Below are 20,824 nucleotides of genomic sequence, written 5' to 3' on the forward strand. Positions count from 1 at the left end.
GGAGGTTGCGATGATGCGAAATTGTGGACCCTTTCTGGCGCTGATCCTGGTCGGCTGCCAGCCCGCACCACCGGCCGATACAGTGGAGTCGCTGGTGGCCGATCCCGAGCGATTGCAGGAAGTGCAGCGCCAGTGCCGGCAGGATTACGCGAAGGCAGGCGAGGTGCTGTGCAATGCCGCGAGCGAGGCATACCGGCGCAGGTTCATGGGCGGCGGCGCGGACGAGAAGCCGGAGTGATCGAGCGTTGTCCGCCAGGCATTCAAGCCCTCATGCTTCCTTTCACCCTGCGACTACCCGCTATGGTGTCGACACGAGGATTGAACCCCGATGCTTGACGCGTTTTTCAGAACTCTCGCCGGCGCCTTCCTTCTGGCGCTCATGCCGCTCGCCTCGGCGGGACCGCAGGTGGAGGCCCCCTACCTGCTGCCCTCCGATTCGGGTGGCTGGTCGGCGCAGTCGCTGGAGCGAGAAGACGATGCGGTGCGTGTCAGGCGCGTTCCTGTGGCGGTCGGTGATGAGGTCACGATCCCGGCGGTCGATGAGGTTCCATCGTTCCAGGTGCGCTTGCGTGCGCCGGCCAACGTGGCGCCGGCCGAGATTGCGATGCCTTCGGACGCACCGCTGCTGGTGATCGCCGACACCCACGGTGAGCACGGCATCCTGGTGGAGCTACTGCGCAACCACGGCGTGGTGGACGAGCGCCTGGGCTGGTCGTTCGGCGAGGGGCGCGTGGTTTTCCTCGGTGACGTGTTCGATCGTGGCGCGCACCAGACCGAGATCCTCTGGCTGATCTACAAGCTCGAAGCGGAAGCCGAGCGTACAGGCGGTGGCGTGCATCTTCTGCTCGGCAATCATGAGGCGCTGGTGCTGCGCGGGGACGAGCGTTACCTCAACCCCAAGTACCTGCGCACGGCGGAGGTGCTGGGCGTGGATGCGTATGCGGACCTGTACGGCGTGGGTAGCCCGCTCGGTCAGTGGCTGCGCACGCGTGCGTCCGTGCTCAAGGTCGGCGACCTGTTGCTGCTGCACGGCGGCGTCTCGCCCGGCACCGTGCAGCGCGGCCTGTCGCCAGAACAGATCAACCTCGCGGTGCGCCAGGTGCTGTCGGGCGAAATCGATCCGGACAAGTCGGAACTGCACGGCTTCGTGATGGGAACGGAAGGGCCGCTCTGGTACCGCGGCTACTTTCCGCGAGGCGCCGCGCCGCCGGAAGCGACTGACGCGGACGTCGCCGCGGCGCTGCGCCACTTCGGCGTCGGCACGATCCTGGTCGGTCACACCATCGTGCCGGAGGTGATGCCGCTGTACGACGGCAAGGTGATCGCGGTGCAGGTTTACCCGAAGCGCGACGAGGCCACCGGTGATGCGGTGCTGGGCGCCGTGCTGCGCGAGGGCGGCCACTGGCAGCGACTCGGCGTCGACGGCACGCGGACGCCGTTGGCGCAGGGGTGATTAGCCCCGTCGCCGCGCGTCCGTAGGTAGGGTCTTCTCCTCCTGCCGCATCTTTGTGTACGAGGCGCAGGAACGGCCGCTCTCTCCCGGCTGTTCCCGCCTTCCATACGAATTGCCGACGCATACCCCTTCCCCGGTATCTACCCCAGGTTCCGGGGTTCTTTTTCTGCGAGGGATGACGGGCCGCATCTTCGCTGACGGAGCCGGATGGTGGAGATCGGACGTTGGAGTCAGGACTCGCAATCGTCGCTGCAGGTCAGGCGCCTGTCGGAGCATGACGCGTCGGCGTACTACGCGCTGCGCGGGCGCTTGGTGGAAGGCGGTGTGCACGCTGTCGAGCCGCAAGTGCGTGGAGAAGTCGAGGCCGGGGCGGACGGCATCGCGACGCGACTTGCGGAGTATCTGGCGCATGGCACCTACGTATGGGGCGCATTTGACGGCAATGTGTTGGTCGGCGCCGCCGCGCTCTCGCGCGAGTATCACGTCTCCTACGGCGGGATCGGCGTGCTGTGGGGCGTCTACGTGCTGCCGCGCTACCGGGGCACGCCTGCGTCACGACTGCTGATGGATGCAGTGGTCGGTTTGTGCGCGATGGACAGCACCACAAGCCAGATCCTGGCCGCGTGCGCGGTAGGCAACGATGCAGGGCGTCGGTTTCTCCAGCGCTTCGGCTTCGAGCCGATGACACTGCTGATCCGCGGCGGCTCGATCCACGGACAGGGCGGCACCTTCGATTTCCTGCGACGGCCGGTGTCGTGAGGCGTGCGGAATCGCGCCTGTTGGTTGTGCCGTCTATTTGGGCAGGAGTGCGCTCGAGTTCGACGTGGTTTTCCCGCGTAAGCATTCTCCCGCCCGTCGCCGGAAACACGGCAACAATGGCCTTTGACCCATAGAGGCTGGATCACGACGCTCACCCGTAACGCAGATTTTCTGCTCGGGTGAGGAACGTCGTGGTGCATGTGCGCGGAACCGGAGTACAGGTCAGCCAAGTGCTGGCGGTGCTGGGCATCGTGGTTGCCGGCACGTGGACGGCGACGCAATGGACGGCGGCGCAGCTGGGCTACCAGTCGCGGCTCGGCGTGCCGTGGTTCACGGTGTCGGATCATCCGGTGTACGCGCCGTGGCGATTGTTCGCGTGGTGGCTGGACTACGAGGCGTCTGCGCCGCAGGTCTTCCATCGCAGCGGGCTGATCGTGCTCGGCAGCGTTGCGGTCGCGGTGATGGTGTCCGTCGTGGCCCGCACAGCGAAGGGACGCGCGTCCGCCTCGATGCACGGTTCGGCGTGCTGGGCGACGAAGGCGCAGGCGCGGACGGCCGGACTGCTGGCCGCGCGCGGCGTGCTGCTCGGCCGCCTGGGCGCGGACTACCTGCGCCACGACGGTCCGGAGCACGTGATGCTGTTCGCGCCCACGCGCACCGGCAAGGCGGTGGGCGTGGTGGTGCCGACGCTACTGACCTGGCCGAATTCGGTGATCGTCCATGACATCAAGGAGGAACACTGGCAGTTGACCGCCGGCTGGCGGTCGCGGTTCTCACACTGCCTCTACTTCAATCCCACCGACGCACGGTCGGCGGCGTACAACCCGCTGCTGGAGGTGCGGCGCGGCGTGCACGAGGTACGCGACGTGCAGAACATCGCCGACCTACTGGTCGACCCGGAAGGCGCGCTGGAGCGGCGCAACCACTGGGAGAAGACCTCGCACGCGCTGCTGGTCGGGGCGATCCTGCACGTGCTCTACGCCGAGCCGGACAAGTCCCTGCGCGGCGTCGCCAATTTCCTGTCCAACCCGGCGCGGTCGATCGAACGCACGCTGGGCGCGATGATGCGCACGCCGCACCTGGGCGATCGGCCGCACCCCGTGGTGGCCGCAGCCGCGCGGGAGATGCTCAACCGCAGCGACAACGAGCGTTCGGGCGTGCTGTCCACGGCGATGTCGTTCCTCGGCCTGTACCACGATCCGGTGGTGGCCGAGGTCACCTCGCGCTGCGATTGGCGCATCGCCGACCTGGTGTCGGCACAGGCGCCGGTGTCGTTGTACCTGGTGGTGCCGCCGTCCGACATCGAGCGCACCCGGCCGCTGGTGCGGCTGCTGCTGAACCAGATCGGCCGGAGGCTCACCGAGACCTTGCCGCAGCGCGAGATGCCACGGCGCAGGTTCCGCTGGGGGCGGCGACCGGAGGCCGCGCACGACGGCCACCCCTTGCTCTGGGTGCTGGACGAGTTCCCGGCGCTGGGCAGGTTGGACTTCTTCGAGCAGGCGCTGGCCTTCATGGCCGGCTACCGGATGCGGGCGCTGCTGATCGCGCAGTCGCTCAACCAGATCGAAGCGGCCTATGGCAGCAACAACTCGATCTTGGACAACTGCCACGTGCGCGTGGCGTTCGCGCCCAATGACGAACGCACGGCCCGGCGGCTGTCGGACACGCTCGGCATGGCGACGCAGGAGCACCTGCACCGCAGCTACGGCGGCTCCCGCGGTGCGTTGTGGCTGGACCACGTCAACGTGTCCCGGCAGGCGATCGGTCGGCCGTTGTTGACGCCGGGCGAGATCATGCAGCTGCCGCCGGACGAGGAACTGGTCATGGTGGCCGGACACCCGCCGCTGCGGGCGCGCAAGCTGCGGTACTACACCGATCCGAATTTCGTTCGGCGTGTGATGCCGCCGCCGGTGTTGGCGGACGGCCCGTATGCCGACGCGCCGCCGCGCAGCGCAGACGACTGGAGTGCGCTGCCGGTTCCACCGGCGCCGGCGGTCGAGGATGGCACCGACGCCGGAGGTGTCGGAAGCGACGGCGGGTTGCAGCAGCAGGAGGAGATCGCGTGGGCGCTGCACGCAGCGCCGACGTCCGATCTGGCGGTCCTCGATGACGAGGCACCCGCGGCGTGGCGCGTTCCGCAGCGTGAGCGCGGCGTGCGGCAGGTGATTGGACCTGACGGAGGCATCCCGCTATGAGCCGCGTCCGCCGCAACGTGTATTTCGAGCACGCGCACGACAAGCGCCTGTCGGAACTGGCCGCGATGAAGGGCGTGTCGGTCTCCGGCATCGTCGCCGCGGCGGTGGCGGCGTTCCTGTCGCCGGAGGGCGACGGCCGCGAGCTGGTCGCCAAACGGCTGGACCGGCTCTCGTGCCAGTTCGAGCGGCTGGAGCGCGACCAGGCCATCCTGATCGAGGCGCTGGCGCTGTACGTGCGCTACTACCTGACCGTCAGCGCGCCGCTGCCCGAGGCGCACCAGGCGGCGGCCAAGGCGCAGGGGCAGGCGCGGTTCGCGCAGTTCGTCGAGCAGCTGGGGCGCCGGATCGGGCGTGGGCACAGCCTCGTACGCGAGCTGGCGACGGTGCGGTCGGAAGACGAGACGGATGCGGCCGCCGCCGCGCCGGGAGAGTCCGCGTGAGCGGCGTCTATTCGCCGGTGGCAGTGTCGCAGGACCGGCGTGTGCGGATGCTGCGCACGGCGATGGGGCCGGTGATCGCCCGCGCGCTGGAGGACCCGGACGTGGTCGAGGTGATGCTCAACCCGGACGGGGCGCTGTGGATCGACAAGCTGTCGTCGGGGCGGACGCCGATGGGAGTGACCCTGCCGACGGGCGACGGCGAGCGGATCGTGCGGCTGGTGGCCTCGCACGTGCACGCCGAGGTGCACGCCGGCAGGCCGCTGCTGACCGCGGAGCTGCCCGAGACCGGCGAGCGCTTCGAAGGCGTGCTGCCGCCGGTGGTGACGGCGCCAGCGTTCTCGCTGCGCAAGCGCGCGGTCGGGGTGCTGCGGCTGGCCGACTATGTGGCCGGCGGCATCCTCACTGCGGCGCAGGCGGCGTTCCTGCGCAGCGCGGTGCACGAGCGGCAGAACGTGCTGATCGCCGGCGGCACCAGCACCGGCAAGACCACGCTGGCCAACGCGCTGCTGGCGGAGGTGGCCGCGACCGGCGACCGGGTGCTGGTGCTGGAGGACACGGTGGAGCTGCAGTGCGCGGCGCGCGATCACGTGCCGCTGCGCACGCAGCCGGGCGTGGTGTCGATGGCCGACCTGGTGCGCTCGGCGATGCGCCTGCGGCCCGACCGGGTGGTGGTGGGCGAGGTGCGCGGCGGCGAGGCGCTGGACCTGGTGAAGGTGTGGGGCACGGGGCACCCGGGCGGGATCGCCACGGTGCACGCCGGCTCCGCGCTGGGCGCGCTGCTGCGGCTGGAGCAGCTGATCCTGGAGGTGGCGCTGACGCCGCCGCGGGCGCTGATCGCCGAGACGGTGAACGTGATCGTGTTCATCGCCGGGCGCGGGCGCGCGCGGCAGGTGCGCGACATCGCCTGCGTGACCGGCTGCGACGGCGACGGCTACCAGCTGGCCTCGCGCGACGAGCTGGCGCAGGCGCCGATTCCTTTTCCTTCCGATGGAGATGGTCATGACGACGCGACGTGATGCCGCGCCTGTGCGGGCGCGCGAGCTGCACTGGATGCTGCCGGGCGTGCTGCTGATGCTGCTGGCGGCCGGGGCGCAGGCGGCCGGTTCGGCGATGCCGTGGGAGGGGCCGCTGCAGGCGATCCTGGACTCGATCCAGGGGCCGGTGGCGCGGATCATCGCGGTGATCATCATCATCATCACCGGGCTGACGCTGGCCTTCGGCGATACCTCGGGCGGGTTCCGGCGGCTGATCCAGATCGTGTTCGGGCTGTCGATCGCGTTCGCGGCGTCCTCGTTCTTCCTGTCGTTCTTCTCGTTCTCCGGTGGGGCGGTGGTGGCGTGAGCGCCGAGCTGCCCGGCTTCGAGGTGCCGCTGCACCGGGCGCTGACCCAGCCGATCCTGCTGGGCGGGGCGCCGCGCACGGTGGCGATCGCCAACGGCACGCTGGCCGCGGCCGTGGGGCTGGGGTTGCAGCTGTGGATCCCCGGGCTGGTGCTGTGGATCGTGGGGCATTCGCTCGCGGTCTGGGGCGCGCGGCTGGATCCGCAGTTCATGGCCGTGTTCGCGCGGCATCTCAAGCACCGCGTGCTGCTGGACGCGTAGCCATGCTGCACCTGGCCGAGTACCGCAAGCGTCCCGCCCTGCTCGCCGACTGGCTGCCGTGGGCCGGGCTGGTGGCGCCGGGCGTGGTACTGAACAAGGACGGCAGCTTCCAGCGCACCGCGCGCCTGCGCGGGCCGGACCTGGACAGCGCCACGGAGGCGGAGCTGGTGTCGGTGAGCGCGCGGCTCAACAATGCGCTCAGGCGGCTGGGCTCGGGCTGGGCGATCTACGTGGAGGCCGAGCGGCATGAGGCGGCCGGGTATCCGGTGTCGGATTTCCCGGAACCGCTGTCGTGGCTGGTGGACGAGGAGCGGCGTGCGGCCTTCGAGCAGGTCGGCGCGCACTTCGAGAGCCGCTACTTCCTGACCCTGCAGTACCTGCCGCCGGAGGATGCGCGGGCGCGGGCGGCGAGCGTGCTGTACGAGCACGCGGCGAAGGGCGGGGCGGACTGGCGCGAGCGGCTGGCGGCGTTCGTCGCCGAGTCCGACCGGCTCTACGACCTGCTCGACGGGGTGATGCCGGCGCTGGCATGGCTGGACGATGCGGCGACGCTCACCTACCTGCACGGCTGCGTCTCGACGCGCCGGCACGCGGTGGCGGTGCCGGCCGTGCCGTTCCACCTCGACGCGCTGCTGGCGGACTGCCCGCTGTCCGGCGGGCTGGCGCCGGTGCTGGGCGAGGCGCACCTGCGCACGGTGACGGTGCGCGCGTTCCCGACCTCGACCTGGCCGGGGGTGCTGGACGAGCTGAACCGGCTCGGGTTCGGCTATCGCTGGGTCACGCGCTTCCTGTGCCTGGACAAGGCGGAGGCGGAGAAGGCACTCGCGCGGCTGCGCCGCCAGTGGTTCGCCAAGCGCAAGTCGGTGGTGGCGCTGCTGCGCGAGACCCTGTTCCAGCAGGAGAGCCCGCTGGTGGACAACGACGCGGCGAACAACGCGACCGACGCGGACGCGGCGCTGCAGGAGCTTGGGAGCGACGCGGTCGCCTTTGGCTACGTCACCGCGACGGTGACGGTGCTGGACCGCGACGCCGACGCGGCGGACGAGCGGCGGCGGCAGGTGGAGCGGGTGATCCAGGGACGCGGCTTCGTGACCGTGCCGGAAACGCTCAACGCGGTGGAAGCCTGGCTGTCGTCGATCCCCGGCAACGCCTACGCCAACGTGCGCCAGCCGATCGTCTCGACCCTGAACCTGGCGCACCTGATGCCGGTGTCGGCGGTGTGGGCGGGGCCGGAGCGCAACGCGCACCTGGACGGGCCGCCGCTGCTGGTGTGCCGCACCGACGGGGCGACGCCGTTCCGGCTGTCGCTGCATGTGGGCGACGTGGGGCACACGCTGGTGGTGGGGCCGACCGGCGCCGGCAAGTCGGTGCTGCTGGCGACGCTGCTGCTGCAGTTCCGGCGCTATGCCGGCTCGCGCCTGTTCGTATTCGACATGGGCCGCTCGCTGCGCGCCGCGATCCTGGGGCTGGGCGGCGAGCACTACGACCTCGGCGGGGAGGGGCTGGCGTTCCAGCCGCTGGCCGGGATCGACGAGGCCGGCTACCGCGGCTTCGCCGCGGAGTGGGTCGAGGAGCGGCTGCGGCAGGAGGGCGTGGACGTGGGCCTGGCCGAGAAGGACGCGGTCTGGTCGGCGTTGGGCAACCTCGCCGGGGCGCCGGTGGAGCAGCGCACGCTGACCGGGCTGTCGGTGCTGCTGCAGTCGAACGCGCTGCGGCAGGCGCTGGCGCCCTACGTGCTGGGCGGGGCGCACGGCAAGCTGCTCGACGCCGACCGCGACGCGCTCGGTTCGGCTGACGTGCAGGGTTTCGAGATGGAGGCGCTGACCGGCAGCCGCGCGGCGACGCTGGCGGTGCTGCGCTACCTGTTCGCGCGGTTCGAGGAACGCTTCGACGGATCGCCCGCGCTGCTGGTGCTGGACGAGGCATGGCTGTTCCTCGACGACCCGGTGTTCGCCGCGCGCATCCGCCAGTGGCTCAAGACGCTGCGCAAGAAGAACGTGGCGGTGGTGTTCGCCACGCAGTCGCTGGCGGACGTGCAGCAGTCCTCGATCGCGCCGGCGATCGTCGAGAGCTGCGCCAGCCGGATCTTCCTGCCCAACCCGCAGGCGATGGAGCCGCAGGTACGCGCCGTCTACGAGGGGTTCGGGCTCAACGCCCGGCAGATCGAGCTGGTCGCGACCGCGCAGCCCAAGCGCGACTACTACTACCAGTCGCGGGTGGGCAACAGGCTGTTCGACCTGGACCTGGGGCCGCTGGCGCTGGCGTTCGCCGGCGCTGCGACGCCGGCCGACCAGCGCGACATCGACCGCGTGCTCGCCGAGGCCGGTGTGCCGGGCTTCGCCGGCGCCTGGCTGCGCGAGCGCGGCCTCGGCTGGGCCGCGAACCTGCTGTCCCAATCGCCGGCGCCGGGCGCCGGCGTTCCTTCCCCCGATCCGGAGATCGCGTCATGAAGAAGACCTTGCTGTCGCTGTTCGTCGCCGGTGCGTTGCTCGCGGGCACCGCGCAGGCGCAGGTGGCCGTGTTCGATCCGGCCAACTTCCAGCAGAACCTGCTCACTGCCGCGCGCACGCTGGAGCAGATCAACCACCAGGTGCACTCGCTGCAGAACGAGGCGCAGATGCTGGCGAACGATGCCCGCAACCTCGCGGGGCTGGATTTCAGCGCCTTGCAGGAACTGCGTTCGGCGCTGGCCGACAGCCAGCGGTTGATCGACGAGGCACGCGGGCTGGCGTTCGAGGTCTCGCGCATGGATGCGCAGTTCCGGCGCCTGTACCCGGAGCGCTACACCGCCGCGGTCAGCGGCAGCGAGATGGCGTCCGATGCGCGCGAGCGCTGGCGCAACTCGCTCGACGCACTGCACACCGCGACCCGGCTGCAGGCGCAGGCGGTGGAGAACTTCGCCGTGGACGAACGGGCGCTGGGCGACCTGGTGGCGCGCAGCCAGTCGGCGGACGGGCAGTTGCAGGCGGTGCAGGCCACCAACCAGCTGCTGGCGCTGCGGGCGCGGCAGTCGATCCAGGGCCAGCAGCTGCAGCTTGCGCAGGATCGCGCGGTGGCGCTGGAGCACGCGCGCACGCTGGCCGTACATGAACAGGCGCGCGAGGTGCGCCGCCGGTTCCGCGGCGAGGGCGTGCCGTACACGCCGACGCCGGTGCGGTTCTACGGCGACTGACGGAGCGCGGACGTGGACGACGTTGCGGTCATCGACCGGTTCCTCGACGTGTACTCGCGCTACATCGACTCGGGCTTCGGCCTGCTCGGGAGCGAGGTCGCGTTCCTGACCGCCACGCTGGTGGTCATCGACATGACCCTGGCCGGGCTGTTCTGGGCGATGGGTGGGCAGGAGGTGATGGGGCGGTTGATCCGCAAGGTGCTGTACGTGGGCGCGTTCGCCTTCATCCTCGGCAACTTCAATGCGCTGGCCGGCATCCTGTTCCGTTCGTTCGCGGGGCTGGGGTTGACCGCCTCGGGTTCGACGCTGAGCGAGGCCGAGTTCCTGCAGCCGGGGCGGTTGGCGAAGGTGGGCGTGGACGCCGGGCAGCCGATCCTCGACCAGATCGGCGAGCTGGCGGGGTTCCCGCAGGTGTTCGCCAACCTCGATCCGATCGTGGTGCTGTTCCTGGCGTGGCTGGTGGTGATCGTCAGTTTCTTCGTGCTGTCGGTGCAGCTGTTCGTCACGTTGATCGAGTTCAAGCTGACGACGCTCGCCGGTTTCGTGCTGGTGCCGTTCGCGCTGTGGAACAAGACCGCGTTCCTGGCCGAGAAGGTGCTGGGCAACGTGGTGTCGTCCGGGATCAAGGTGCTGGTGCTGGCGGTGATCGTCGGCATCGGCACCGGGCTGTTCGACGAGTTCCGCGCGGTGCCGGACGAGCCGTCGCTCGACTACGCGCTGGCGGTGATGCTCGGGTCGCTGACGCTGCTGGGGCTCGGGATCTTCGGGCCGGGCATCGCGACCGGGCTGGTGTCCGGTGGGCCGCAGCTCAGCGCCGGCGCCGCGGCAGGCACGGCCCTGGGCGTGGCCGGGAGCGTCACGGCGGTGGGCGCCGCAGTGGGCGCGGGCCGCGCCGCGATGGCGGCGAGGACGGCGTCCACTCCTGCGGCGTCTGCGTCGCGCGCCGGTGGTGGTACGTCTGTGGCGACGCGTCCCCCGGGCACGGGCGAGACGCCCGCCTGGGCGCAGCGGCTTCGCGAGCGCGGCAGGAGCGCGATGCACGGCGCGGCGACGGCCGCCCACGTGCTGCGCAGCGGCGATTCCGGTGGTGGCGGCGCCTCGCCGACGCTGCGCGATCCCTCGAATCGGTGAAGGAGACGACGATGCGCTTCAGGCGACCGCGCGTGCGCTACGCGGAGACACCGGAACCGGCGACGCCGTACCAGGCGGCCGGGCAGGTGTGGGATGCGCGCCTGGGCAGCGCCCGCGCGCAGGCGGCGAACTGGCGGCTGATGGCCTTCGGCTGCCTGCTGCTCGCCATCGGCATGGCCGCCGGTCTGGTGTGGCGTTCGGCGCAGTCCGTCGTGACGCCTTACGTCGTGGAGGTGGACAGCGGCGGACAGGTGCGCGCGGTCGGCGAGGCGGTGACGCCGTACCGGCCGACCGAGGCACAGATGGCGCACCACCTCGCCCGCTTCGTGACCCTGGTGCGCTCGCTGTCGATCGACCCGGTGGTGGTGCGGCAGAACTGGCTCGACGCCTACGACTACACCACCGACCGCGGCGCGGCGGCACTGAACGACTACGCGCGCAGCAACGACCCGTTCGCGCGCATCGGCCGAGAGACGGTGGTGGTGCAGATCACCAGCGTGGTGCGGCTGAGCGACAGCTCGTTCCAGGTGCGCTGGACCGAGCGGCGCTACGTGGACGGCGCCGGTGCGGGGCTGGAGCGGTGGACGGCGGTGATCCCGGTCGTGCTGCAGCCGCCGCGCACAGCGGAGGCGCTGCGCCGCAATCCGCTGGGGATCTACGTCAACGGCCTGTCCTGGAGCCGTGAACTCGATACGGAAGGAGTGACGCCATGAACGTGTGGTTGCGTATTGTCGTGCTGCCGCTGGGACTGGTGCTGGCCGGCTGCGCGTCGTCAGGAAAGAAGTCGCCGGCGATCGTGCTGGACGAGCCGGCGCCGGTGTCCGCGGTGGTGGAGGTCGGGCCGGCGGCGGAAGTCGTCGCGGTGCCGGAACCGCTGCCGCTGCCGGGCCAGCTGAAGCCGTTGCCGGAGAAGCCTGTTGTCGCGGAGAAGCCTGCCAACGTGCAGGCCGGGGTGACGCGCGCGCTCGACGAGGCGCGGGTGGCGCCGGCCCACGACGGCTTCGTCAACGCGGTGCAGGTCTGGCCCTACGCCGAGGGCGCGCTGTACCAGGTCTACGCCAGCCCCGGCCGGGTGACGCTGATCGCGCTGCAGCCGGGCGAGCAACTGGTGACCGTGGCCGCCGGTGACACGGTGCGCTGGATCGTCGGCGACACGGTGAGCGGCAGCGGCGGCGAGCAACGCGTGAGCGTGCTGGTGAAGCCCACGCGTCCCGATCTGCAGACCAATCTCGTCATCACCACCGACCGGCGCACGTACCTGATCGAGCTGACCTCGACCGAGCAGACGTGGATGGCCTCGGTGTCCTGGGACTATCCGCAGGACCGGATGCGGGCGCTGCAGCGGCGGGCGCAGGAAACGCCTCCGGTCACGCAGGTCGGGCTGCCGCTGCAGGACCTGCGCTTCCGCTACGCGATCCGCGGCGGCAACCCGCCGTGGAAGCCGCGGCAGGCCTTCGACGACGGGCGCCAGGTCTACATCCAGTTCCCGGCCGGCATCGCGCAGGGCGAGTTGCCGCCGCTGTTCGTGGTCGGGCCGCAGGGCGAGGGGCAGTTGGTGAACTACCGGTACATGGCGCCGTACTACGTCGTCGACCGGCTGTTCGCCGCCGCGGAGCTGCGCCTGGGCGGCGACCGCGCCGAGGTGGTGCGCATCGAGCGCACCGACCGAGCGGGGCGCCGCTGACATGAATGCGCAGGCCGCGCCTTCGTCGCCGCCGCCCAAGCTGCCGCCGGAGTCGGTCGCGCTGCGCGCGCCGCCGCGCCCGGTGACGAGGCTCAACCGGCGGCTGCTGATCGTGCTCGCCGGTGTGCTGGCCGTTGCGGTGCTGGGCGCGACGTGGTGGTCGCTGCAGTCCTCGCAGCGGCGGGCGCTGGAGGCGCCGGCGGAACTGCACAACGTCGAGCGCGTCGCGCATACCGAGGCGTTGCAGCGGCTGCCCGCCGACTACACCACGCTGCTGCCGCCGGCGCCCGTGGAGGAGCCGGAGGACGAGACGCTGTCGCCCGGCGTGCCGGAACTGGGTGAACCGCTGCCCGGCGACCTGGGCGCGCCGATCCTGCGCGCCGAGCGCGAGGCGCAGGGCTACGCCTACGGCGAGGACCCGGCCGAAGCCGAACGGCTGGCGCAGGTGAAGGAGGCGGAGGAGGCGATGCGCTCGCCGGTGTTCTTCGGCGGTGTGGCGCAGGCGCCGTCGCGCGTTGCCGGGACGACGGAATCGGGATCGCCCGCGACGCCGGCGCATGCCGATCCGCTGGCGATGCTGTCCGCGCAAATGGCGGACACGCCGGCCGGCCGGCATGAGGCGTCTCCCGTCGCTGATGCGGCCGACACCCGCAACCGCGGCGAACTGCAGCCGCCGGCCTCGCCGTACCAGGTGATGGCTGGCACCGTGGTGGCGGCCGCCCTGGTCACCGGCATCCGCTCCGACCTGCCGGGCGACGTGATCGCGACCGTGACCGAACCGGTCTACGACACCGCGACCGGCCGGCACCTGCTGATCCCGCAGGGCTCGCGCCTGCTCGGCCGCTACGACAGCCAGATCGGCTACGGCCAGCGCCGGGTGCAGGTGGTTTGGCACCGCGTCATCCTGCCGGACACCTCCTCGCTGTCGCTGGACGACTTCGACGGTGCCGACCCGGCCGGCTACGCCGGACTGGAGGACGGCGTGGACATGCACTGGCGCCGCCTGTTCGCCGGCGCCGCACTGACCACCCTGCTGGGCGTCGGCGCCGAGTTGGCCGCGCCGCAGAACCGCGGCGACGGCGACCGCATCATCATCGCCGGCCGCGACAGCGCGCAGGAGGTCATCAACCAGGTCGGCCAGGAGATGACTCGCCGCAACCTCGACGTGCAGCCGACCCTGACCGTCCGCCCCGGCATGCCCGTGCGCGTGATCGTCAGCCGCGACCTGGCGCTGCGCCCGTACCGCCCGGCGAGCTTTCGGCAGGGAGCGTTGCCATGAGCGCGAACAAGCTGCGCCTCGGCCCTTTGCCCAAGACTGAAACCGTCCGCTTCAGCTTCAACTGCACCAAGGCGCTGCAGGCCGACCTCGAAAGCTACGCCGCCCTGCACGCACAGACCTACGGCGATCCGATCGACGCCGCCACGCTGGTCCCGCACATGCTCGAAGCCTTCATGGCGCGGGATCGTGAGTTCAAGAAAAGGAGGGCGAGCCATGCCGCGCGACGCGACCCATAGTCAATCCACGCCTCCCGCCAACACGGTCGAATCCGCGGAGCCCTGTCCGCTGCCCGAGACCGGCTACCTGCGGCTGCACCAGATCGTCGGTCGGCCGGCTCGCAACGGCAGGCCGGCGTTGCCCGCCATCATCCCCGTCTCGCGCTCGACCTGGTGGGCGGGCGTGAAGTCCGGCCGCTACCCCCAGCCGGTCCGGTCCTTGGGTCCACGCATCACCGCCTGGCGGGTCGAGGACGTACTGGCGTTGATCGAGCCGGCCAGCGCAGGCGAGGGGGTGCCAAGGGACCCAAGTGCTTGACATGCATCGTAAATGCATCATAATTGCATCACACAGTCGCCCCAGGTGTGCTCATGAATGCCGTCCTGAACCACGACCACGCCGCCCGGTTCCTGGAGGAGCTGCGGGAGCCGGGCGCGGCCTACTTCTCGCCGTCCGCCTTCAGCAGCGTGCTGCACATCACCACCCAGCGGCTGGCCGAACTGGCGAAGGTGCACCGGACCACGACCACGCGCTCGCCGGATGCGGAGAAGCTGCAGGACTTCCTGCGCGACGCCGCCAACGTCCTGGCGATCGCGGTGGAGCTGACCGGCGGCGACCGCCAGCGGGCCGTGTTCTGGTTCCGCAACGTGCCGCTGCTGGAACTGGATGGGCGGACGGCCGAGCAGCTAGTGGCCGACGGGCTGGCCGAGGGGGTGCGCGACTACCTGATCAACTTGTCGGCCGGCGCCACCGGATGATCTTTGCCGCGGTCGGGCCGGACGCGGCGTACTACCGGGTGCTGACACCGAGCTGGGCGTTCCAGCCCCGAAGCGGCGCCGGCGCGGCGGCCAAGGGCGGCCGCTTCAACCGTCCCGGCACGCACGCGGTATACCTGTCGGCCGCGCCGGACACCGCCGTCGCCGAGTACGGCCAGGCCGAACGCTTGTTTTCGCCCGGCACAGTGGCCTCATATCGAGTCACCCTCGCCCGCATCGTTGACTTCAGCGGCGGCTACTCGCCGGCGTGGGACGCGCTGTGGCGGGAGTGGGACTGCGCCTGGAAGGACCTGTGGTTCCGCCAGCGCATCGAGCCGCCGACCTGGGAGATGGCCGACCGCGTGCTGGCGTCGGGCGCCACCGGCCTGGCATTCCCCTCGACGCAGCAGCCGGGCGGCGTGAACCTGGTGGTCTACACGGATCTGCTGACCGCGGACGACGTGTTCGAAGTCCACGATCCCGACGGGCTGCTGCCGCGCGACCGAAAGTCGTGGCGGAGCCCGGGCTGAGCATCGTGGCGATGGCGCCGATACCGGAGCCATACCAATACGCTGGTCACGCTTCGCAGATATTTTATGGCGAAACGGTAGGGAGATTCGCGGCTATCAGCGTCTTCTAAAGACCCTTGGTGGGAAGCCTTGCGGTCAATGTACAAAGCCATCAGCTTTACGCGCGAAGAGATGTTCGAGCGGGTTTGGTCCACGCCGCTGCTGCAGTTGGCCAAGGAGATCGGTGTATCGGACGTCGCGCTAGGCAAGGCGTGCCGACGGGCAAAGATTCCGCTTCCAGGCCGAGGCTACTGGGCGAAGGACGCCAAGGCACGCCAGAAACCGAAGCTGCCTGCCAATCATGATCCGTTCTATGGCACCGTCAGCTTTCGCGTCGTCGATCCGGAAGCGTATGCGGCGTTGGTCGCAGCGAGGCCTTCCATGCCGAGGCGTGCGAAGAGCGAAGGAGACAGCGAATCCCCGGAAAACGAGGCTACGGCCGTCGTCGTCCCGACAACTCTCGAGGAACCGCATCCGCTGGTAGTGAGGACGCTCAAACTGGCGCGCTCCGCCGAGGTGTTCGAGGGGCGTCTGTCGTTGGATTTCAAGGAAGCTTTGTGCATCCGGATCACGCCGGACGTGCTGGATCGAGCGTTGCTCGTGATGGACACGCTGATCAAGGAGTCGGAACGGCGCGGCTGCACTTGGGCAGTGACCAAGGAGGGCACGACAACCGTGACGTATGAGGGAGAAGCGATGAAAGTCGGGCTGAGGGAGCGGCTCACCCGCCGCGAGATTCCAGAACCACCGCCGCCCCCGGCACCACGCCGCGGACGAAGAGCGGCGTGGCAATCGGACTACACGCCAACCTACTACCCCCGGAAGGAATGGGTCTCAAGCGGCGAACTGACCTTCGAGATCGACGAACGCGGCGGGCACGGCGTGCGCCGAAACTGGACCGATACCAAGCGCACGTCGATCGATACCAGACTCGCCGACATCCTCGATGGTCTTGCCGGCATGGCTGCAGGAATCAAGGCCGAACGGGAAAAGTGGGCCGAGTGGCAGCGTCAGCGCGACTTGGAGGAGGCGCGGCGAGCGCAGCTGGCAAGGGAGGCCGAGCGAGTAAGGCTGCTGCGGGCACGCCTGGTAGATTCCATGCAGCGATGGGAACAGGCAGTGCGCCTGCGGCGGTTCACCAGTGCGGTGGAAGCGCATATGGCGAACCTGGACGAGCGCAGCGTGGCCGCCGGAAGGCAGTGGCTGACCTGGGCAAGGGAGCAGGCCGACTTGCTGGATCCGGTCATCTCGAACTTCGCTGGCGCCACTTCCCTGAAGGCGACCGTGCCCGAGTGGTTCTCAGGGCGCGGGAGCTGGGAGAAGACACCGCTCGACTGGTGGGCTCTACCCAACCTGGAGCAGGCGGACGACGAGGACGAGGGACAGTCCGTTGAGGAGATACCTGATCCGTCTGCGTACTGGCGGCGAGTCAGATCAGGCTGGTACGGGCGCTGAGTCACCGGGGACGGGGCACAGGCGCTCCTGTGCGGTTTCGTCATCCTGTTTAGGATCAATCTTGTTGAGTAGCGATGGCAACTCTATCCGCTCGACGCTTCTCGTCGGGACAACGTAGACCCTGCCATCACGGATCATCGCGCAGAGGGTCTGATTGCACTCGATCCGATATCCCCATTCCGGATGGCCGCTGCCATCCGTCAACACAATTCTTGCGGCGCGAGTGACGGGCCGTTCGCAAAAATCGGACGCCATCTGTTTCCCGGCCTTGTCGAACGGCACTACGGCCGTGCCGATCAAGGCAGCCAGCAGGAGGCCGGCCAGAAACAGCATCAATGGGAACACCGCCAGACCTATCGGCGCAGCCACCAGCGCTACGCCGGCGCGGGTCGCCCAAGCTTTCCAGCCGTCGGCGGTCAGCCATCCTCGTGCGATGTTGCCGGCAGGTTCCGAGGCTTCTTCGGCTTCATTCTTGGCGGTGGTTCGGTCTCTCCTTGCTTTGAACCACTCCCACGCATACATCCCGAATGCAAACAGCGCCAGTGGCAGGATCAGCTTGGGTAGGTAGCCAAGGTAGAAATCCCAGGCGTTGTTGAACCAACCGACTGCCGTCTTCAGCCAGCCATGCAGCGCCAGCCAATAGGTGTCGGTGGTGCTGATCGGGAACTGCGCGCTTTCGAGACCGAAGTGGCGAAGCCAGCCTTCGCGGAGCGCGCGGCCCTGCAGAAAGAACATTGCCGTCAGTACTGAAAGCACGAATGCCGAGGTGAGGATCGGCGAGATGCGCCACCGCTTCCGGCGATCGGTCTTATCGGTGCTCTCTGCCATGTTTCGTCCCCAATACGCCCCTGCCGGCCATCTTACGTGTCCCGCCTCCGGGCGGCGATAGCGATCCGGCTGGAATCTTTATCGCCCTTCTTGCGGAACGGGACGACGTTGTCGCCGGCCTTGAGGATGTCGAGGTAGTCGCCCCACTCCTGCATCATCAGCACGCGCTCGTGCAGGTGCGCCGTTCGGTTGTACGCACGGCCATTGGGGTCCTTCACGGCATGCGCGAGCTGGTGCTCGATGTAGTCGGGGCGGACATTGAGCACCTCATCCAGCACCGTGCGGGCCATGGCCCGGAAGCCGTGCCCGCTCATTTCGTCCTTCGAGAAGCCCATGCGGCGCAGGGCCGCGAGGACGGCGTTGTCGCTCATCGGGCGATCGGCCGTGCGCGCGCTCGGGAAAACGTACTTCCCACCGCCGGTCAGCGGCTCGATCTCACGGAGGATCGCCAGCGCCTGAGTCGAGAGCGGTACGAGGTGCGCCGAGCGCATCTTCATCTTCTCGGGCGGGATGTTCCATTCGGCCACATCCAGATCGAACTCTTCCCATTCGGCTTGGCGCAGTTCGCCTGGGCGCAAGAAGACGTGCGGGGCCAGCCTCAGCGCGCACTTGGTGACGAGCGATCCCTTGTAGGCGTCGATCGCACGCAGCAGTTCGCCAATGCGCTTGGGTTGGGTGATCGCGGCACGGTGGGTCGGTTTGACCGGGGGTAGGGCGCCGCGTAGATCCTCTGCCGGATTTCGGTCCGCGCGTGCAGTGATGATTGCGTAGCGGAACACCTGGCTGCAGTTCTGCAAGATCCGGTGCGCCGATTCGACCGCGCCACGGTCGACGACTCGGTTGAGCGTCGTCAGCAGTTCACGCGCGCCGATGTCCGCCACAGGACGACCACCCAACCAGGGGAAAACGTCGTTCTTGAGCCGCAGTTCGATGCGGCTTGCGTGCGACTCCACCCAGCCCGACTTCTGCTTGGCGATCCACTCTCGGGCGACGACCTCGAAGCTGTTGGCGGCGCGCTCCTTGCCGGCGGCCTTCTCCGCGCGGCGGTGCTCGCCGGGGTCCACGCCATTGGCCAGCAGTTTGCGCGCCTCGTCGCGCTTGGCCCTCGCGTCGGCAAGTCCCGTATCCGGATAGACGCCCAGGCTGAGCGTGTTCTCCTTGCCGGTCACGGGGCGGCGGTACTTCCAGCGCCACCAGCGGCTGCCGTCAGGGCGCAGCAGGAGGTACAGGCCCTTGGCGTCATAGAGCTTCCGCGGCTTGGGGCCGGGCTTGGTCTTGCGGATCGCAGTATCGGTGAGGGGCATGGCAAGCGACGACTCGATTGGGGTAACTGGTGCCGGGGAGGTCCGGCTGCCCCCAAAGTTACCCCCACTTACCCCAAGATTTCTACCGATTCGGGCGTAGAGCATCAGACAAAGAGAAAGCCGAAATCCCTGTTTTTAGGAGGAATTTCGGCTTTTCTTGGTCCGTCCTGGACCCTCGAATGGTGGAGGTGGCGGGAATCGAACCCGCGTCCGAAGGCACTCCATCCCCGGTACTACATGCTTAGCTCACCGTTGGATCTCGCCCCGGAGCAGCACGGTGTGCAAAGCGCACCCCGGGACCAGCCTGTTTTGGTTAAGCCGTGACTGACAGGCAGCCATCACAGCCGGTTCCGTGATAATGACCCTACATCCACGAGCACGGGCACAAGTGGGTTCGGGGCTTACGCCTTAAGCGGCGAGAGCGTAGTTGTCGTCGTTGGCAACTAGAGTTTTGCCGCTGGATTAACGAGGAAAGCTGCCCCCTCGGCATGCACCAGGCAATTTCGCGACCCCCGTCGAAGCCAGTGCACCCCCGGGGAATCCTGTCGATCTTGCGCTGACAGCACGCAGTATAGGGGCGGATGCCGCCGTCGCAAGCTCGGTATCCACGCCGCGGTATCCGACGTTCAGCACGCGCTGTTCGGCAAGCAATCCGAACGGGTCGGGATGACCGCCTCAGCTCATCGCCGAGGGCTCGTCGTACGGCAGGTGCACCGCACCGCTGTGCTGCAGGGCGTTCTCGACCCGGTCGAGCGTGTCGCCCTCGGCGTCGACGACGATGAGGATCCGGCCCGATTCGATCTCGTCCTCGAACTTGCGGCGGATCGGATCGGGCAGGGACGCGCCGACCATCGATGAGGCCCAGGTGCCGACCGCCGCGCCAGCCAGCGTGGTCAGGGCCACGCCGGCAAGGGTGATGCCCAGTGGCGGCACCACAGCGGCGACCACGCCCGCCAGCAGGCCGGTCGCGCCGCCGTACCCGGCACCGCGCATCGCGGCGTGCTTGAAATCGGTCGACGCGTCCTTCTGCTGTTCGGGAATGCGCTCGAGCTCGATGTCCGCGCGGGCGATCAGCGAGAGGTCGTCGTCTCCGATGCCGGCGTCACGGGCAGCCTGCACCGCGCGCTGGGCTCCGGCCAGGGAGTCGACGCTGTAGACCTTGCGGGTTTTCATCGGCGGCGTCTCCGCATCGATCAGGGTGTCGCCGAGGATGGGGCAGGCGGGGTGTGGCCGCCGTGATGGCCGGAAATACCCCCGCTTGCCGTGGTCGGCGCGCGGGGGTAGCCTCGCAGACGGGAACGGACGGAAGGGGTACAGGGATGACGATCCGGGTCTTCATGGTGGATGACCATGCACTGGTGCGCACGGGGATGCGCATGATCCTCGCGAGCGAGACCGACATCGAGGTCGTCGGCGAGGCCGAGAGCGGCGAGGAAGCGTTGCCGCAGATCCGCAGGCTCAAACCGGACATCGTGCTGTGCGACGTGCATCTGCCGGGCGTCAGTGGCCTGGAGGTCACCGAGCGCGTGGTCAAGGGGCAGCCGGAAACGCGGGTGATCGCGGTCTCGGTGCTCGAGGACGGCCCGATGCCGCGGCGCATGATCGAGGCCGGGGCCTCGGGCTACGTCGGCAAGGGCGGCAACGCGGCCGAGCTGGTGCGCGCGGTGCGCGACGTCGCGCGCGGCAAGCGCTACCTGGCCAGCAATATCGCCCAGAACCTGGCGCTTGCCGGTATCGGCGGCGGGACGCCGTTCGACGTGCTGTCGCCGCGCGAGCTGGAGGTGGCGATGCTGCTGCTGCAGGGGCTGCGCCAGGAAGACGTCGCCAAGCGCCTGAGCCTCAGCGCCAAGACGGTGAACACCCACAAGTCGCGGCTGTTCGAGAAGCTGCAGATCCAGGACAACATCGCGTTGGCCCGCCTGGCCAGCCAGTATGGGTTGACGACGCCGTCGCAGGTGGTCTGAGGGCCAGTTCCCTGCAGGT

General features: G+C 69.2%; 23 protein-coding genes and 1 other RNA gene. 20 read left to right on the plus strand and 4 right to left on the minus strand.

All coding sequences use genetic code 11. From position 1 onward, the window contains the following. The first annotated feature begins 10 nt into the window (after positions 1-10). From LDO26_RS00170 to LDO26_RS00260, 19 genes are all read left to right on the plus strand, one after another. A complete protein-coding gene (locus tag LDO26_RS00170; RefSeq protein ID WP_343226140.1) occupies positions 11-238 on the plus strand; it encodes an EexN family lipoprotein in 228 nt (75 codons plus the stop codon). A 90-nt stretch (positions 239-328) separates the two neighbouring features. Continuing rightward, the gene (locus tag LDO26_RS00175; RefSeq protein WP_232129049.1) at positions 329-1,453 is read left to right on the plus strand and encodes a metallophosphoesterase; all 1,125 of its coding nucleotides are present in this window, start codon (positions 329-331) and stop codon (positions 1,451-1,453) included. Positions 1,454-1,663: 210 nt separating this feature from the next. After that, complete coding sequence (locus LDO26_RS00180) at positions 1,664-2,212, plus strand: GNAT family N-acetyltransferase (protein ID WP_232129050.1); 549 nt, start codon at positions 1,664-1,666, stop codon at positions 2,210-2,212. A gap of 200 nt (positions 2,213-2,412) precedes the next feature. Continuing rightward, positions 2,413-4,407 (plus strand): IncP-type conjugal transfer protein TraG, encoded by a 1,995-nt coding sequence (gene traG, locus LDO26_RS00185; protein ID WP_232129388.1) that lies wholly within the window; start codon positions 2,413-2,415, stop codon positions 4,405-4,407. After that, complete coding sequence (locus LDO26_RS00190; RefSeq protein ID WP_232129051.1) at positions 4,404-4,847, plus strand: CopG family transcriptional regulator; 444 nt, start codon at positions 4,404-4,406, stop codon at positions 4,845-4,847. Before traG ends, LDO26_RS00190 begins: the two co-directional genes overlap by 4 nt. A gap of 47 nt (positions 4,848-4,894) precedes the next feature. After that, the gene (trbB, locus tag LDO26_RS00195) at positions 4,895-5,863 is read left to right on the plus strand and encodes a P-type conjugative transfer ATPase TrbB (protein WP_232129389.1); all 969 of its coding nucleotides are present in this window, start codon (positions 4,895-4,897) and stop codon (positions 5,861-5,863) included. Positions 5,864-5,897: 34 nt separating this feature from the next. Beyond that, the gene (locus LDO26_RS00200; protein WP_343226144.1) at positions 5,898-6,188 is read left to right on the plus strand and encodes a TrbC/VirB2 family type IV secretion system protein; all 291 of its coding nucleotides are present in this window, start codon (positions 5,898-5,900) and stop codon (positions 6,186-6,188) included. After that, positions 6,185-6,448 carry a VirB3 family type IV secretion system protein gene (locus LDO26_RS00205; RefSeq protein WP_232129052.1) on the plus strand — a complete coding sequence of 88 codons (264 nt, stop codon included), beginning with the start codon at positions 6,185-6,187 and terminating at the stop codon, positions 6,446-6,448. The genes LDO26_RS00200 and LDO26_RS00205 overlap by 4 nt, the downstream gene beginning before the upstream one ends. A 2-nt stretch (positions 6,449-6,450) precedes the next feature. Beyond that, positions 6,451-8,898: a conjugal transfer protein TrbE gene (gene trbE / locus LDO26_RS00210; RefSeq protein ID WP_232129053.1), complete on the plus strand. Its 2,448-nt coding sequence runs from the start codon at positions 6,451-6,453 to the stop codon at positions 8,896-8,898. After that, entirely contained in the window at positions 8,895-9,620 is a 726-nt protein-coding gene (gene trbJ / locus LDO26_RS00215) for a P-type conjugative transfer protein TrbJ (RefSeq protein WP_232129054.1), read from the plus strand. The genes trbE and trbJ overlap by 4 nt, the downstream gene beginning before the upstream one ends. Before the next feature lie 12 nt (positions 9,621-9,632). Beyond that, the gene (trbL, locus tag LDO26_RS00220; RefSeq protein WP_232129055.1) at positions 9,633-10,751 is read left to right on the plus strand and encodes a P-type conjugative transfer protein TrbL; all 1,119 of its coding nucleotides are present in this window, start codon (positions 9,633-9,635) and stop codon (positions 10,749-10,751) included. Positions 10,752-10,762: 11 nt separating this feature from the next. Beyond that, on the plus strand, positions 10,763-11,464 hold the full coding sequence (gene trbF / locus LDO26_RS00225) for a conjugal transfer protein TrbF (protein WP_232129056.1): 702 nt from the start codon (positions 10,763-10,765) through the stop codon (positions 11,462-11,464). Continuing rightward, positions 11,461-12,435 (plus strand): P-type conjugative transfer protein TrbG, encoded by a 975-nt coding sequence (gene trbG / locus LDO26_RS00230; RefSeq protein ID WP_232129057.1) that lies wholly within the window; start codon positions 11,461-11,463, stop codon positions 12,433-12,435. The genes trbF and trbG overlap by 4 nt, the downstream gene beginning before the upstream one ends. A 1-nt stretch (position 12,436) precedes the next feature. Further along, positions 12,437-13,714, plus strand: a complete 1,278-nt coding sequence (locus tag LDO26_RS00235) for a TraB/TrbI/VirB10 family type IV secretion system protein (RefSeq protein ID WP_232129058.1) — start codon at positions 12,437-12,439, stop codon at positions 13,712-13,714. Then, the gene (locus LDO26_RS00240) at positions 13,711-13,950 is read left to right on the plus strand and encodes a DUF2274 domain-containing protein (RefSeq protein ID WP_232129059.1); all 240 of its coding nucleotides are present in this window, start codon (positions 13,711-13,713) and stop codon (positions 13,948-13,950) included. The genes LDO26_RS00235 and LDO26_RS00240 overlap by 4 nt, the downstream gene beginning before the upstream one ends. After that, on the plus strand, positions 13,928-14,248 hold the full coding sequence (locus tag LDO26_RS00245; protein WP_232129060.1) for a helix-turn-helix transcriptional regulator: 321 nt from the start codon (positions 13,928-13,930) through the stop codon (positions 14,246-14,248). Before LDO26_RS00240 ends, LDO26_RS00245 begins: the two co-directional genes overlap by 23 nt. Before the next feature lie 53 nt (positions 14,249-14,301). Next, positions 14,302-14,688: a hypothetical protein gene (locus LDO26_RS00250; RefSeq protein WP_232129061.1), complete on the plus strand. Its 387-nt coding sequence runs from the start codon at positions 14,302-14,304 to the stop codon at positions 14,686-14,688. Then, positions 14,685-15,215 carry an RES family NAD+ phosphorylase gene (locus tag LDO26_RS00255; RefSeq protein ID WP_232129062.1) on the plus strand — a complete coding sequence of 177 codons (531 nt, stop codon included), beginning with the start codon at positions 14,685-14,687 and terminating at the stop codon, positions 15,213-15,215. Before LDO26_RS00250 ends, LDO26_RS00255 begins: the two co-directional genes overlap by 4 nt. A gap of 138 nt (positions 15,216-15,353) precedes the next feature. Continuing rightward, positions 15,354-16,709: a hypothetical protein gene (locus LDO26_RS00260; RefSeq protein WP_232129063.1), complete on the plus strand. Its 1,356-nt coding sequence runs from the start codon at positions 15,354-15,356 to the stop codon at positions 16,707-16,709. Here LDO26_RS00260 and LDO26_RS00265 read toward each other — a convergent pair. The 4 genes from LDO26_RS00265 to LDO26_RS00280 form a co-directional block, all read right to left on the minus strand. After that, positions 16,689-17,537 carry a hypothetical protein gene (locus LDO26_RS00265; protein ID WP_232129064.1) on the minus strand — a complete coding sequence of 283 codons (849 nt, stop codon included), beginning with the start codon at positions 17,535-17,537 and terminating at the stop codon, positions 16,689-16,691. The two genes, LDO26_RS00260 and LDO26_RS00265, sit on opposite strands and share 21 nt — an antisense overlap. Before the next feature lie 32 nt (positions 17,538-17,569). Next, on the minus strand, positions 17,570-18,841 hold the full coding sequence (locus LDO26_RS00270) for a tyrosine-type recombinase/integrase (protein WP_232129065.1): 1,272 nt from the start codon (positions 18,839-18,841) through the stop codon (positions 17,570-17,572). Between the two features lie 180 nt (positions 18,842-19,021). After that, positions 19,022-19,375, minus strand: a transfer-messenger RNA (tmRNA) gene (gene ssrA / locus LDO26_RS00275). Positions 19,376-19,516: 141 nt separating this feature from the next. Beyond that, positions 19,517-20,014: a hypothetical protein gene (locus LDO26_RS00280; RefSeq protein WP_232129066.1), complete on the minus strand. Its 498-nt coding sequence runs from the start codon at positions 20,012-20,014 to the stop codon at positions 19,517-19,519. Positions 20,015-20,160: 146 nt separating this feature from the next. Between LDO26_RS00280 and LDO26_RS00285 the strand changes: the two genes are divergently transcribed. Continuing rightward, positions 20,161-20,805, plus strand: coding sequence for a response regulator (locus LDO26_RS00285; protein WP_232129067.1), 645 nt, complete (start codon positions 20,161-20,163; stop codon positions 20,803-20,805). Positions 20,806-20,824 lie beyond the last annotated feature (19 nt).

This window comes from Proluteimonas luteida, from assembly GCF_021191695.1.
Classification (GTDB): domain Bacteria; phylum Pseudomonadota; class Gammaproteobacteria; order Xanthomonadales; family Xanthomonadaceae; genus Luteimonas; species Luteimonas luteida.